This window comes from Nitrospira sp. Kam-Ns4a (genome assembly GCF_965152595.1).
On the sequence record NZ_OZ224218.1, the window covers coordinates 3,313,231 to 3,328,066 of the forward strand.

Consider the following 14,836-nt stretch of genomic DNA (forward strand, 5'->3'; position numbering starts at 1 on the left):
GACCCAGCGGTGGTTATAGAACCGTGGCAGGATCGTATGGCGCCCGATCAGCATCTCCAGGTTCTGTCGCGGAGCCTCGACCACGAAGAGTAGGCGCATCGGCTTGCGGGGGCAGTCTCCGCCGCAGATCGCTCTGGGGCGCCGACCATGACCACCAGGCAGCCCACCACGTTATGGGAGATCTTGTTGCCGGCGCCGAACGTCTCGGGAGTGGTCTTCTGAAGCCGACGGCGCACCCAGTCTTCACCGGCTAGGCAGGCCTCTAGCTGTCGGCAAACCCGGATGGAAGCGCAATGGACAGCAGCGCCATGGAGAGCGTATGTCGCTGCACAGGCTTATCAAGCCAGCCCTGTGCGCCTTTCTGCTGCATGAGCCGCCCCAGTTCAGGGGTCATCAGTGCGCTCATCATGAACACGGAGAGGTTACGGTCGTACTGCCTGATTTCGCGCAGCGTCGCCAGCCCATCCATGGTCGGCATCACCAGATCCAACAGCACCATGTCTATGCCTCCTTGCCGAAGCAACTTCAGCGCCTCCTGGCCTGACGCAACCTCCAGCGGGTCACATTGCAACTGCGACAGGAGGTTACACACGAGACGGCGACTTTCCGAATCGTCGTCCACCACCAGGATCCGCCGCCGGGCTTTCGACGACATGCTCGCCATGAGAAGCCGGGCTCAGCGCTCCTAAGCCGGGCCGGTGCGGGCACCACAGAGAAGCGGCTCCGCGCAGCGGCGCAACCGATCCATGATCGCCGCGCCCAAGCCGCGCTCCCCACAGGGCTCCGCGTACAGACGGTCGAGGGCTAAGCTGTCGAGGCGGTGCAGCGTAGCAAACAGGTTGCGCGCCGCTTCCACAAGGCTCCCGTGCTCGGACAGGACCTCGATGGCCGCGTAGGGGCCGGGGGCCCGCAGCACCGAGAAGGCGAGGAGGCCGATCCGCTCGCCGGAATCGCAGGCCGGGAGCGCGCCGCGGTGGGGCAGCAGGTGCAGCGGCGTCCTCGTCGCATAATGACGAGGGAGCAGGCCCGGCGCCAGTGGTCGCAGCTCCGCGCTCCGCACGCGCGCGAGGGCTCCAACCACCTTCTTGATGCTCTCGGAAGGGACCGCACCAGGCCTAAGCAACTGCGGCGGGTCGGCCGCGAGCGACACGATCGTGGATTCCACTCCGATCGGGCAGGCCCCCCCATCGAGGATCACATCAACGCGCCCGCCAAGCGTGTCCTGAACGTGTTGGACGTGCGTCGGGCTCAACGAGCCGAACGGATTCGCGCTCGGCGCCGCGATCGGCGTGCCCGCCTGTCGGAGCAACGCCTGCGCCACTGGATGAGCCGGCATCCTGACGGCGACGGTCGGCAGGCCAGCGGTCACCAGGTCGAGCACGCACGGCCGCTTCGGCAGCACCAGCGTCAGCGGGCCGGGCCAAAATTTAGCGATCAACTGGCGGGCCAGCGGATCGACCTCGAGGACGAGCCGTTCCAGGGCTTCGCGGTCGGCTACGTGCACGATCAGCGGATCGAACCGCGGGCGCTGCTTGGCCTCGAAGACCTTCGCCACGGCCTGCGGATCCATGGCGTTTGCGCCCAGCCCATACACCGTCTCGGTGGGAAACGCGACGAGCCCGCCGGCCCTGATGACGTCCGCTGCGATCGCGATGGAGGCGGGTTCCCCTGCCGGAAGCACCGTTGCCTTGTCCACCGGCCATCCCCCTCTGGAGATTCGCGTAGGCGCCGCACGCATCGCAGACCTGGGCCGGCACCGCCGTTCCGCCTGCGCCCTCCCGTCGCCGCGCCCGAGGCCCCTGCGAATCCCGCAGCGGCGGACCGCGGCCGCCTCCAGAACGCCCGTGCGCTACATGTGGCCCAATTTCCTGAGCAGCTCCATCCCGCGCCCCTCGTCCTGGGCCCGCCCGGCCCGTTCCGCGGTCGTGGTGACGCGCAGCTCCGCGATGATGTCGTCCACGGTGGAGGCCGTCGAGCAGACCGACCCGGTGCAGGGAACGCACCCGAGGCTTCGATAGCGCCGGCCGTCTCCCCGATCGAAATACGGGTCCGGCAAGGGGATGCGTTCGAGCCGGATGTATTCCCAGATGTCCAGCTCGGTCCAGTCCAGCAAAGGATGCACGCGGATGTGCGTCCCGGGAGGGAAGTCGGTCTTGAACTGGTCCCACAACTCCGGCGGCTGTTCCCGGAAGTCCCACTCGCCGTGCCTGTCCCGCGGGGAGAAATAGCGTTCCTTGGCTCGGGTGCCCTCCTCGTCCGCGCGAATCCCGAGAATGATGGCGGTGTAGCCTTCGGCCTCGATCGTCTGCCGGAGCGCCTCGATCTTGAGCGCCGTGCAGCAGGCGACCCGCCCCCGAGCGGGGTGCATCCCCGCGGCCAGCGCGGCCCGATTCTGCCCGACCACCAGCCGGAGCCGCCACTCGCGGCACAGCCGGTCGCGATACTCGATGAGCGCCGGCATCTCATAACCCGTGTCGATGTGGACGAGCGGGAAGGGGACATGGCCGACGAACGCTTTGCGGGCGAGCCAGAGCAAGACCGTCGAATCCTTGCCCATCGACCAGAGCATGGCGAGGCGCTCGAAATGCTGGTACGCCTCACGTAGGATGTAGACGCTCTGATCTTCCAGGTCCCGCAGGTGGCGCATCGGCACCCTCCTGGCTCCTGACATACAGGGCCATGCGAGCCCGGCAGCCGCCCGGCCCCGATTCGCAGCCGCGCGTTGGTCGCTCAGTAGGCCTTGCTGTAACCCGGCTCGCCATCGTAGGTCCACAGCTTCTGCGCTGCGGACCACCACCAGCCCCGCTTCGTCAGCGCGTCGAGGAACGCGTTCACGTCCGCGTCCTGCACCTCCCGCGTGGCGAGGAACCGGCAGCGGTACCAGTTCACCAACAGGAGGTCCGGGCTGACGAACCCCGGCCACACCTTCGTTCCCCGGTTTGAGATGAACTCGCACGCGAAGGGACCGAATTCCCCGTCGGGAAACTGCGGGATGCCCTTCTCCGTGATGATATAGACATCCACCCCGACCAGTTTGATCTCCCTCTTCTTCTTGGTGGCGATCGCTTCTTGCGTCAACGTCGGCATCGTCTCCTCCTCACTTCCGCGCCGCGTGCATCTTGTCAATGATGGCCTGCGCGTACTCGTCCGTCTTGGCGGTCCCGCCCACGTCGTAGGTGACCCGCTTCCCCTCCTCCAGCACCTGGTACATCGCCCGCTCGATCCGGTCCGCGGCCTCCTTTTCATTCAGCCAGCGGAGCATCATCACGCCCGAGAGGAGCACGGCCGACGGATTAACCTTCTTCAGGCCCGCATACTTCGGTGCCGATCCATGGACGGCTTCAAAGATCGCGCAGGCGTCGCCGACGTTGGCACCAGGCGCGAAGCCGAGCCCGCCCATCAACCCAGCGCAGAGGTCGGTCAGGATGTCGCCGTACAGGTTGGGCAGGACCAGACAGTCAAACTGGCCGGGATTCCGGACCAACTGCATCGCGCAGTTATCCACGATAATGTCGCCGGTCTCGAGGTCTGGATACTTCTTCGCCGCCGCGCGGAAGGCTTCGAGAAACAGGCCGTCCGTCATCTTCATGATGTTCGCCTTGTGCACGCAGTACACCTTCTTCCGACCGTTGTCCCGCGCCCACTTCAAGGCGAAGTCCGCGATCCGGTAGGACCCCGGCCAGGTGATCACCTTCAGGCACTGCGCGACCTCGTCGGAGACCATGTGCTCGATGGCGGCGTACGAGTCCTCGGTGTTCTCCCGGAAGTTGATGATGTCCAGCTTGTCCCAAGGGCGCTTCAGCCCGGGGATCAGCCGCACGGGACGGACGTTCGCGTAGAGGTCGAACACCTTCCGCAACGTGACGTTGGCACTCTTGTGACCGGTCCCGATCGGCGTGGTCGTCGGGCCCTTGAGCGCCACCCTGTTCTTCGCGATGCTCTGGACCGTCTTGTCCGGCAGGAGCGTGCCGTACTTTTCCAGACAGTCGAGGCCGATCTCCTCGTACTCCCACTGAATGTTCACGCCACTGGCGTCAATGACCATGCGCACCGCTTCGCAGATCTCCGGGCCGGTGCCTTCGCCCGGAATCATCGTCACTACGTGCTTTGCCATCACGTCGCCTCCTTCGTTCACACCCCTTGCGCCCGGATCCCCTGGGGAGGTCGGCTGGAACCGTGCAAGGTCGGTTCCAGCGTCCGCGCCGTCGAGTCCGGCGCAGGCAATGCCATCAACTTATTGATTCGGCTGAGAAATCAGCCAGACACGGGCACGGCAAGAGCCACGCCCCGCCTAAGCCGCAGAGGGCGGGGCCACGGGCGGTGCGCCGGCACACGGCGCGCACGCCGACCCGGTGCGGCGCTGCACGCCCCCTCCGACCGCACCCAGGAACCAAGGCACGGTAGGTCCCACGGTTGAGGAGCGCGGAGCGAGTTACGGCCTGCGGCGGCGGTCGAGGGTCCAGCGGGTGATGCCGAGGTATTTGGCGGCCAGGGTCTTATTCCCGCCCGCACGAGCCAGCACTTCCTGAATGATGCGGTCCTGCAGGTCAGCCAGGGACTGCTCGCCGACCCGGAAACGAAGCTCCACGCACAGGGGATCCGCCCCAGGGGGCGGGTCGGAGCCCGCGGCGGGCGAGACGGACGCCGGCGGCGCTCCCGCCAGCAGATCCGCGGGGAAATGGGCAGGCTCGACGCTCGAGCCGGAGCAGAACATGACCGCCCGCTCGATGAGGTTGCTCAGCTCGCGCACGTTGCCAGGGAAGTCGTACGCCTGGAGCAGGTCGCGGGCCGTAGGGCTCAGGGCCCGCACCGGCTTCCGCAAGGCCAGCGCGGAACGTACCAGGAACTGCTCGGCCAACGGGATGATGTCCTCCCGCCGCTCGCGCAGGGCCGGGACTTTGAGGGTCACCACGTTCAGGCGGAAATAGAGATCTTCGCGAAACTCGCCCTTGGCCACCGCCGCCTTCAGGTCGCGGTTGGTCGCGGCCATGAATCGCACGTCGATTGGGGTCGTCGTCGTGGCCCCGACGCGACGGAGGCTGCGCTCTTCGATCACCCGAAGGAGCTTCGTCTGCAGCCCGAGCGGCAGATCCCCGATCTCGTCGAACAGGACCGTGCCGCCTTCGGCCAGCTCGATGAGCCCGCACTTGCGGCCCACGGCGCCCGTGAACGCCCCCTTCTCGTGGCCGAACAGTTCGCTCTCGAACAGCTCCCGCGGGATGGCCGGGCAATCCACCTCGACGTAGGGCCGGCTGGCCCGCGGGCTGTTGTAATGGATGACCCGGGCCGTGAACTGCTTGCCGGTGCCGGTCTCGCCCTGCAGGAGGACGGTCACCTGGTCGCTCCGCGCCACCTCCCGGACCTGCCGCATCAGATCCTGCATCGCTGGGCTGGCGGCGATGACGTGGTCCAGCGCGTACCGTTCGCTCTCCTGGCCGTTCTGCAGCCGCATCCGCCGGGTCAGCGCCAGCAGCTCGGTCGCCCGCCGGAGCGCCAGGAGCAGATCCTCCATCTCGATGGACTTGGCGATGAAGTCGTAGGCACCGAGCCGCATCGCCTCCACCGCATCCTTGACGGTCCCGCGGGCAGTCAAGACGATGACCGGGAGATCCGGCGCGATCTGGCGGGCCCGCGCCAGCACCTCCAGCCCGGACAGGTGGGGCATGACGAGGTCCAGCACCATTACGTCGGGCTCCGTGGTCTGGAGCGCGGCGAGGGCCTCCTCGCCCGAGGCCGCCACCTGGACCGTATAGCCGGCGTCCTGCAGGCGCAGCGCAAACGCCTCCCGGACCGATCGTTCATCCTCGACGAGGAGAATCGTCCACACCACGTCAGCCCTCCTGCTTGGCCGGCAACCAGATCTCGACCCGCGCCCCACGCTCCGGCGCATTGGCGATCGTGAGCTGGCCGCCGTGACGCTGCACGATGTCCCGGCTGATCGTGAGTCCCAAGCCGACCCCCCGGGCCTTCCCGCTCGTGAAGAAGGGCTCGTAGATCCGCTCCAGGTCCTCGGGGGCGATCCCGCAGCCCGAGTCCTGGAACGACATGAGGACCCCGTCCACGCCCCTGACCGCGGCGGCGATCCCGATGATCAGGTGGCCGCCCCCGGGCATGGCCTCCACCGCGTTCATCAGGATATTGAGCCAGACCTGCTGCAGGTGCCCGCGCGACGCCTCGACTAGCGGGAGCCGCGGGCTCACCTGCGTGGTCACCGTCACCTTGCTCGTGCGCAGCTTCGTGCGGAGCAGCGCCAAGGTGTCATCGAGCAGGGCCGGCAGATCGCAGGGCTCGAAGTCGAAGGGGCGAGGGGGCAGTTGGGCCAGGTGCGACTCCAGGATCTGATCAATGCGGCTGGCCTCCTGGGCGATCAGCCGGCATCGGTCCCGCACGCCCGCGTCGAGGCTCGTCTGCGCGGCCAGATGCGTGGCCAGGCTCCCAATGCCGATGAGGGGATTTCGGATCTCATGGAGGATGCCGCCGGCCAGTTGCCCGACCAGCTTGACCTGCTCCGCGTGGCGCAGCACCTCCAGCATCTGCTCCCGCTCGGTCAGATCGGTGAGGATCGCCAGGTAGTACCGAATCGCGCCGTCCGGGTCCTTGACGGGGCTTACGCTTTCCCAGACCAGGAACTCGGAGCCGTCCTTGCGCCGGTTGACGAAGCGATCCACGAACGCATGCCCCGAGCGGATCGTCTGCCACAGCCGCTCGTAGAAGTCTGGAGGGTGCTTCCCGGACTTGAGCACGGCGGGGGTCCGTCCGATGACTTCCTCGCGTGTCCAGCCCGTCATTCGCTCCATCGCCGGGTTCCATTCGAGCAGGCGGCCCTCGGTGTCGGTGAGCATGATCCCGTCCTGCACCAGCTCGAACAGCCGGTGGTAGAGCTGCAACTGGGTTTCCTCCCGCCGCCAGCGTTCCAGGACCGTGGCCACCGTGTTCGCGACCGAGCAGAGAAACTCGAGCTCCTTGTTGGAGAACTCGCGGACTGCCTTGCAATGGGCCCCCATGACGCCGTAAACCCGGTCCTGGACCATCATAGGGGCGCTCATGCCCGAGATTCCCCCGTGCTCGGAGAGGAGCCGTGAGGGCGTGAAGCGGGTCTCTGTCCGCAGGTCCCGGACGACGACCGGCCGGCGCTCCCGGATCGCATAGCCGGCCTGGGAATGCGTCCCGCCCTCGACCGTCAGGCTGCCGATCAACCCGTCGCGCCAGCCGACGCCCGCGACCAGGTAGAGGTGCTCATCGGACTCGCGCGGGATCAGGATCTTGCACAGCTCGACGTGCAGCGCCTCCGCCGTCAACTGCACCGCCTCGTTCATGATCACCTGCACCGGGGCGCCGCTGACGGCCAGCGCGCCGAGGCGGGCGAGGACCGATTGGAAGCGCTCGGCCGAGGTCGCCTCCGCGGCGAGCTGCTCCTGCCAGGTGACGTCCTCCAGGACAATCTGAACGGCCCGCTTCCCGTGAAAGGGAACCGCGGTGAAGCGCGCCTCATACAGCCGGCGCGGGCTGGAACCAGGCAGACTGCGATAGCGGCGGCGCCCGCGCTCCCCGCCCGGGCACCCGCTCCACGCTTCGGCGTCCGCCAAAACCCGGCGGCGGGTCGCCGGCGGGAGCGTCGTGCCTGCGTCGCCGGGCCCGTCCGCCACGGGCTCGGGGTGGTCCGGAAGCTGCTCCCCGAACCCGCGGCTCTCGAAAACCACGGCGCCGTCACACAAAACCGCCATACCCCCAGGCGCGCTCTCGCCGAGCCAGGCCAGCAGGTCCGCCGTCGCCAGCGGTCCCGCCGTCTTTGCCGCAGGAGTGGCCTTGGGCCGGTTCGGTTGGGTCATGAATCCCTCGAAGCGTCCGTCATGCAGGTGTGGATCGTCGCGCGAGAGATGAGCGGTATCGAACGTGCGTCAACCGCGTCCGGTGGGCGACCGGACGTCACGACTCCGGCGCGTAGAACCGGTCCCGGCGGCTGACCGCCACGTCCGAGACGAACATGACGCCGGAATGCCGGCTGAACAGCGGGCTCAAGCCGGACAGGATCGGCTCGACCTTCTCCTCGGGGACCACCGTCATCACCATCTGCAGGCTGCTCGTCTCGTTGAACATGAGGTGACCTTCGTGGAAGCCGTGGCTGCCCTTTCCAGAAATGTTGCTGACGATCGTATAGCCGGTGGCCTTGACCTGATCCAGCAGCTCGGTGACGAACGCCAGGTGCTCGCCCTGGACGATGATCTTGATCTCCTTCATGGGATAGAGGCTGAGGCCGCTCATGACCGTAGCTCCTTCTGGAGGGCGCAGTCCGTCGTCTCCGCCGGGCCGGACTCCCGGCTGCCCGAGCCCGGATCCCGGAGGGGAACCCACTCCTGCTTGAGGTGATACCGATAGAATCGTCCGTCCTCCGGCTCGAGGGCCACCAGGTTGACCCAGCGCCGGTCGAAGAACCGCTGGAGCACCTCGTTGCGCCGGATGATCCGCAAGATCCGCTCCCGCGGCGCCTCGATGACCGCGAGCAACCGCAGCGGCTCGTGAAACGGCCGATCCCCGTCCAAGACGGTCTGCCGCGCGAGCCCGATGCGCAGATCGCTGGCCGTGCCGAACATCACGCCGAGCCGGCCCGTCACATTATGGTAGATCTTGCTCCCGCTGCCGTAGACGTCGTTGTCCACGGTCGAGAAATAATACTCCATATTAATCCATTCTGTGACCACCAGGGGAGCGGTCATGATAATCTCGAGCGCTTTGGCCGAGGCGTCCTGCTGGTAGTCATAGGAGTGGAGGAAGACCCGGCCCTCGAGGTCGAGCCCCCGGGTCAGCGCCCGCCGCCCGATCACGAAGGCCGCGTTGCCGGCGAGCCCCCATTCCGGGCGGACCTGGGACCAATCCGCGCTCCGCCGCTGCACGTGCCGGCTCGCCTCGTGCGGCGACAGCGTCCGGCGGACATCCGGGAACTGCCGGACGCGCTCCTGGCTGGTGCGCCGGCCCGCCTCCTTCAAGTCGGCCATTAATCGGAGCAGATCCTTGCGGTGCGTGGGGGGCACATCCTCCAGGTCGAAAAGCTCCACCTCGTCGGTGGTCGTGTCGTGCTGGCCAGCGACGAAGTAGGTGTCCGCGGGAATCTCAAGACCGTTGGCGGCCAGGCGGGCCCGGACCGCGGCGCGGTTCGCCATGGCGGCGAGTACCCGTGCGTTCGCCTGCCCTTGGTTACCCCCGCAGGCCCCGCAGTCCAGGGCGGACTCATAGGGATTGTTGTCCGACGTGCTGCCGTGTCCGCAGACCAGCACGAGGCGCGCCAGGTTCCGGGTCAGACCCATCATCCGGAGCGCGTTCTCCACGAAGAAGGCCTGCTCGGCCAGGGTGAAGCCGGTGCGGGTGATCCGATCCAGCCGGGCGGCTGCCCATCGCGGGTCAATCCGGCACCGGCTGCGCAGCTCCTCTACCCACCCGGTCAGATCCACCGAGGGCAGCCCCGCCACAGCCAGGCGATTCGCCAGCGAGGGCAGCGCGGCGGCGTTCTCCTGTAACGCCGCCTGCCGCACCTGCTCGATGAGATCCTTGGTCAGCAGGCCTTCCGGAAGATGGTACTCCTCGCGCAGGACCCGCCGGATCGTCGCGCGCTGCTCGACCGCCAGCATTTCCGCCGCCTCTTCCTTAGAGAGCTTGTCCACGGTCAGCGTCGTGGCGATGGGAGGTGCAATCCACCGCCGCACCCGCCGGCCCAGCCGGCACAGCCAGAGGGGCAAGACGGTCTTGCCGACGAACGGCAGCGCGAAGAACCAGCCGACAGCTTCGACCATCACGTAGGGGGTCACGACGTTCTGCTTCAGATCATGCAGCAGCTCGCGGCCGGCCTGGATCAGCCTCGCACCGGCCCGGTGCTTGCGGGCCACCTGGCCCTGGTAGGACCGGGGAATCTCACGTACCACGTGCTTGGGCTTGAGCAGCACCGGACATTGGTCCGTCTCCTGCTCGCTGCTGAAGCCGCGATAGCAGAGCGGCACGGCGAAAAAACCGGCAAACCCGAAGGTCTCGCAATCGCCGACCGCCTCCAGGTGCCGACGGAGTCGCTCGGAGCGGGCGTCAATGCAAAAGATCGCCTGCACCGCCGGCCGCAAGAGGTCCTGCGGGGTGTTCCTGTCGGCTTCGCGCAACCGCAGCCGCTGAACCGAATCGGCCAGGCGCGCCAGCAGCCGCTCCCGGTAGCCCGCTTCAAAGGCCTCCTGCCAGACGGGCGCATGCGCGGTCTCGGGGAAGGCCTCGAGCCACTCCAACAGGGTGCGCAGGCTCGAGGGGGCGCTGTCCGGCAGAACCGCCGGATCCAGGTCGAGGGCCTTCGCCAGAACCACCAGCCGCCAGGCGTCCCGGCGCAGGGCCCGCCTAGCGCGCAGCGGCGCGCTGTGCTCCCAGTACCGGGCGGCCAGCCGGTCCCAGGCCTCGCGGCCGGGCCGCCGCCAGCGATGACGCAGCCGGGCCACCCGCCGGACCCAGCCCGCCGGCAACCGGCCGGCGGCCCGTTCTCGCAGCAGCACGTAGGCGGCCGGCTCTCGTTCGATGTACGCTGCGATCGCTTGGTAGTCGCCGGCGATCCCGAGCTCCCGCGCGCAGACGCTGGCCACGAGCTCGCGCTCGTAGAAGAGACGGATCGCCAGATACATCACGAGATCTCCCGGATAGGCCTGCTGCCACGGATGGTGGACCTGGTTCGCCCGCCACTTGATGTAGCCAGCCCAGCCCGGCATGGCACCTAGGTGCAGCGCCAGATAGTCCTGCCAGAGAGGCTTGGGCACTCCCAGCGCCGCCAGGCTGGCCAGGACCGCGTCCTCCGGCCGATCCGGCAGGGCGGCGACCTTCCGGCGGCCGTCGGCGATGCCCAGCAAGGCCAGGCCGACGTCCTGCGCCGCGAGGCCTTTCCAAGCCCCGTAGAACGTCTTGTCGCGAGCCGGCATTGCCCAAGTCGCCTGGCCCTCGTCGAAGAAGGCCCCGCACCACTTGATCAGCTCGTGGTTGATCGTTGCCGTCACGCGACTCCCGAGCGTCCGGTCGCACCAGGCGGCGAGCGTCTGGCGGGTCCCCAGCGCCGCACGGTCCTCCTGGGAACAGGCCCTCAGCCAGTCCTCCAGGCCCTGCAGGCGCTGCGACTGGCCCGCGGGCTGTAGCCGCTCGCACAGGCGCTCCAGCAGCGGCCTGTCCGGGGACGTCTCGAACGCCCGGTCCAGCTCGTCGTCCGGCGGGGCGCCGATGCCGTGGAGCAGGTGCGCCTTGAGCACGGCGCTGTGGGCGACCTGCTTCGGGCCGATCGCGACCCGCTTGTCCTGGATCAGCGGCGCGAGCGCCGCGTCGAGATGCTCCGGGCGGATCCGACCCCGATGCACATAATCTCGGAACCGCGCCGGCGGCAGGTAGCCGCGCCCGCCCAGCACCTGCTCCCCCCGCCGCACCGCCTCGTCGAAGTCCAGGTACTCCAGCTCGTGGAGGGGATTGCGGTAGATGAAGGTGCGCATCGGCCAGAACGGCGCGACGACCTCGCTGGCCAGCTTGACCAGCGACCGCAGCTCCATCCGCACCGTGTCCGGATAGGTCGTCTGGCGGGTCGGCGGCATCGGCTGCGTTCCTACGTTCCGGCGGAGAGGCGGTGGGCGAGCCGGGCCACGCCCTCCCCGAGTCTCCGGTACAGGGCGTCAATGTACAGGCGGTTGAGGAACAGGACGTACAGCCGCGCTTCCAGATGCGGCAGCCACGCCGGCCGCCAGAGGCTTCGCCCGTGCGCGTGGGCGTAGATCAGGCCCCACCCTGCGACGATGAGCAACGCGGTCAGGCCGACCAGCAGATCGAACAGCCAGCCCGCCAGCGCCGCGGCGTCGTAATAGGAGGCCACGAGAACCGGGTCGGGGTACAGGAAATACGTGAAGGCCTCGCCGGCCCAGAGGTAGGTGAACACGATGAGCCCGAGGGTCAACACCATCAGCCCGGCGATCGTCCAGGAAGCGACGGCCTGGAGCCGCGAGAGGCTGATGACTGCCTGGGAAGCCGTCACCCAGCTAAAGAAGAGGAAGATCACCGCGCCCTGCGCGTCGCGGAGCGGGACGTGCAGGATCCCGTGCGCGGCCAGGAGGATGACGAGCGGCAGCAGCAGGGTGACGGCGAGCCCCGTCCCCCAGGCCAGCGGCGAAAAGGTCACGGGCGCGGGCGAGAGTGGGGAGGGCGGCGCCGTGGGCTCCCGCCGCGCCACGTGGATCACGTGGCCGGCGTTCAGGAACAGGGTGGCCTTGAACAGGCCGTGAGCCATGAGGTGGAACACCCCAAGGGCAAAGGCGCCCAGCCCGCATTCCATGACCATGTAGCCCATCTGGCCCATGGTCGAGAAGCCCAGCGTCTTCTTGATATCGGATTGGGTGAGCATGATGGCGGCGCCGAGGACCGCGGTCACCCCTCCGATCAGGAAGACCGCGTGGAGCGTGGCCGGGGCCTCCGCGTACAGGGGGGCGAGCCGGTTCAGCAGGAAGCCGCCAGCGTTCACGATCCCGGCGTGCATGAGGGCGGAGACCGGTGTCGGCGTATCCATCGTGTCCGGCAGCCAGACGTGGAGCGGCACCTGGGCCGACTTCGCCATGGCCGCGATAAAGAGCAATCCCGTGACCAGGGTAGTCGCGTTGACCTCCGCCCAGCCTCCGGGCAGAAGCGCGACCGTGCGCGGCCGCGCCGCCGCCCGGGCGAACAGCTCACCGAATTCGACGGTCCCGTACTGCGCGTAGGCCACCAGGACGCCCGCCAGAAACGCCAGGTCGCCCAGGACGAGGACCGTCAGCGTCTTGCGCGCGGCCTGCTGTGCCGGCAGGTGCCGCCGGTTGTAGGCGAGCAGGAAGTACAGCATCCAGCTCAGCAGATGCCAGCAGAGGCACAAGAGCAGCAGGTTGGGGCTCGTGACCAGCCAGAGCAGGAGGGAGGTGGTCATTCCCAAAAGCGAGAAGAACCGCGCATAGCCAGCCTCCCCCTGCATGTAGCGGATGGAGTACAGGTGCACGATGGCGCTCACCCCCGTGATCAGCACCATCATCACGGCGCTGAGCCGGTCGAGGTGCAGCGCGAGCCGAAGCGGCGGTTCTTCCCCGGCTCTGCCGGGACCGAGGAGCAGGGTCGCGGGCCCTTGCTCGGCTACCGCGACGAGGGTCCAGACGGACCCAAGGAGCGCCAGGACGAGCGCCGATACGCCGATCTTGTGACAGTCCTCACCCAGCCGGCGCCCCAGCAGACCGATGAGGAGCCCGCCCAGGAACGGAAGCACCGGAATGAGGAACGCGGTTTCCAAGGTCATCCCTAATCCCTCAACCCGCTCGGGAACGTGCCGGCGGGCCTACCGCCACGGGTGGCCCCGCGCCGTCCGCTGCCTGCATCCTACGGAGATCCTGAAGACTTCGCAATCGCCCGCCAGGGCAAGCAAGGCTGGGCCGAAAGGCCTGCTCGCCTACGCCAGTCGCCCTAGGGTGAGCGGCCGTCCTTACGAGGCTCTCCAGCCTCGCTGGACAGTCAGTCAGCGGTACAGCAAGACACGGGCCATTGCAGAAGTAGCATGTGCGCTGGACATCTCGCCCTCGCAGGCGCAGCGCGCGGGCGACTGCCGGAACTGGGCGGTGGCACGGACAGGGAACCGGCTGCCTCGTCCGAGACAGGTGCGGAGGCGCACACCGGCCCGTGCGTCCGTGCATGGGTGCACGGACCGTCGCCGAGACCATTTGGCGATTCGATCGTGCTTCCCGTTTGCCGCCCCTTCGGATAAGATGCCGTCGAGAGGCGTCGCTGTGCCCTTCCACGACGTGATCGGACACGACCGACCCAAGGCGATCCTGCACGCCGCGCTCCGCCACGACCGTCTCGCCCACGCCTATCTCTTTTCCGGCGCGGCGAATATCGGCAAACGGCTCACGGCCCTGCGCTTCGCCCAGGCGGTCAACTGCGAAGGCGACCCGGGCCCGGAGGGGCCCGACGCCTGCGGCGCCTGCCGCTCCTGCCAGCAGACCGAGCGGCAGACCCATCCGGACGTCGCCCTGATCGAGCCGGATCGGGAGGCCGCGACGCCCCAGATCCGGATCGAGCAGATCCGTGAGCTCGAATCGCAGATCGTCTATCGGCCGCTCGTGGGCCGCTGGAAGGTCTGCCTCGTGGACGAGGCGGACCGGATGACCTTGGCTGCGGCGAACGCGCTGCTCAAGACGCTGGAGGAGCCTCCCGCCCGTTGCCTGTTCCTGCTGATCAGCGACCGGCCGCTCGCCCTGCCGGCGACCGTCCGCTCGCGCTGTCAGACTATCCGCTTCGCCCCGCCGGCCCCATCCCAGATCGAAGCCGCGCTGATCGCGCGGCGTGCGCTGCCCCCGGAGACGGCCCGCATCCTCGCCGTGGCGGCGCAGGGGCGGATCGGACTGGCACTCCACGCCGACCCGGACCGGTTCCGCGCGCAGGGCCAGCGCTTGAGCGAGCTGACCGACATGGCGACTTTGCGGTCGGTCGCCGCCGTGCTCGGCGAGGCGGAGACGCTGGCCAAGGGCGAGGACGGTGCCGAGGCGCTCGACCAGCTCGCCGGCTGGCTGCGGGACGCGCTCCTGGTCCGGATCGGCGCCGATCCGGACAGCCTGGTCTATCGAGACTGGCTGACACAATTGCGCGCGCTCGCCGCGGCCGTCCAGCCCGAGGCGCTCCTCGACCTCCTCGACGACCTTGACGCGCTCCAGCGTTCCGCCGCCCGGCACTTGAACCTCCAGATGGCCCTGGAATCCCTGTTGCTCCGGATCCGCGACGCGGTCGCGCCGACGGCACGCTAGCTTTCCCCCCGCCGACCTGTTATCTTTCCTGGTCA

The 14,836-nt window shown here is 68.2% G+C and carries 11 protein-coding genes; 1 reads left to right on the forward strand and 10 read right to left on the reverse strand.

Features of this window, described 5'->3' with window-relative positions; translation table 11 throughout:
* Positions 1–262 precede the first annotated feature (262 nt).
* The 10 genes from ACWHYQ_RS16610 to ACWHYQ_RS16655 all read right to left on the reverse strand — a co-directional run bounded on the left by ACWHYQ_RS16610 (position 263) and on the right by ACWHYQ_RS16655 (position 13,300).
* Positions 263–664, reverse strand: coding sequence for a response regulator (locus ACWHYQ_RS16610; protein WP_447973220.1), 402 nt, complete (start codon positions 662–664; stop codon positions 263–265).
* A gap of 21 nt (positions 665–685) precedes the next feature.
* A complete protein-coding gene (locus ACWHYQ_RS16615) occupies positions 686–1,696 on the reverse strand; it encodes an L-threonylcarbamoyladenylate synthase (RefSeq protein ID WP_447973221.1) in 1,011 nt (336 codons plus the stop codon).
* Positions 1,697–1,849: 153 nt separating this feature from the next.
* Positions 1,850–2,647, reverse strand: a complete 798-nt coding sequence (gene cysD, locus ACWHYQ_RS16620) for a sulfate adenylyltransferase subunit CysD (RefSeq protein WP_447973222.1) — start codon at positions 2,645–2,647, stop codon at positions 1,850–1,852.
* Between the two features lie 83 nt (positions 2,648–2,730).
* Complete coding sequence (locus tag ACWHYQ_RS16625; protein WP_447973223.1) at positions 2,731–3,087, reverse strand: isocitrate dehydrogenase; 357 nt, start codon at positions 3,085–3,087, stop codon at positions 2,731–2,733.
* 10 nt (positions 3,088–3,097) lie between these two features.
* Complete coding sequence (locus tag ACWHYQ_RS16630) at positions 3,098–4,114, reverse strand: isocitrate/isopropylmalate dehydrogenase family protein (protein WP_447973224.1); 1,017 nt, start codon at positions 4,112–4,114, stop codon at positions 3,098–3,100.
* 318 nt (positions 4,115–4,432) lie between these two features.
* Positions 4,433–5,830 (reverse strand): sigma-54-dependent transcriptional regulator, encoded by a 1,398-nt coding sequence (locus ACWHYQ_RS16635; protein ID WP_447973225.1) that lies wholly within the window; start codon positions 5,828–5,830, stop codon positions 4,433–4,435.
* 1 nt (position 5,831) lies between these two features.
* Positions 5,832–7,829, reverse strand: coding sequence for a PAS domain S-box protein (locus ACWHYQ_RS16640; protein WP_447973226.1), 1,998 nt, complete (start codon positions 7,827–7,829; stop codon positions 5,832–5,834).
* Between the two features lie 97 nt (positions 7,830–7,926).
* On the reverse strand, positions 7,927–8,262 hold the full coding sequence (locus tag ACWHYQ_RS16645) for a P-II family nitrogen regulator (RefSeq protein WP_447973227.1): 336 nt from the start codon (positions 8,260–8,262) through the stop codon (positions 7,927–7,929).
* Positions 8,259–11,588, reverse strand: a complete 3,330-nt coding sequence (locus ACWHYQ_RS16650; protein ID WP_447973228.1) for a DUF2309 domain-containing protein — start codon at positions 11,586–11,588, stop codon at positions 8,259–8,261. Before ACWHYQ_RS16650 ends, ACWHYQ_RS16645 begins: the two co-directional genes overlap by 4 nt.
* An 11-nt stretch (positions 11,589–11,599) precedes the next feature.
* Positions 11,600–13,300 carry an NADH-quinone oxidoreductase subunit 5 family protein gene (locus ACWHYQ_RS16655; protein ID WP_447973229.1) on the reverse strand — a complete coding sequence of 567 codons (1,701 nt, stop codon included), beginning with the start codon at positions 13,298–13,300 and terminating at the stop codon, positions 11,600–11,602.
* Positions 13,301–13,763: 463 nt separating this feature from the next.
* Between ACWHYQ_RS16655 and holB the strand changes: the two genes are divergently transcribed.
* Positions 13,764–14,801, forward strand: coding sequence for a DNA polymerase III subunit delta' (gene holB, locus ACWHYQ_RS16660; protein ID WP_447973230.1), 1,038 nt, complete (start codon positions 13,764–13,766; stop codon positions 14,799–14,801).
* Positions 14,802–14,836 lie beyond the last annotated feature (35 nt).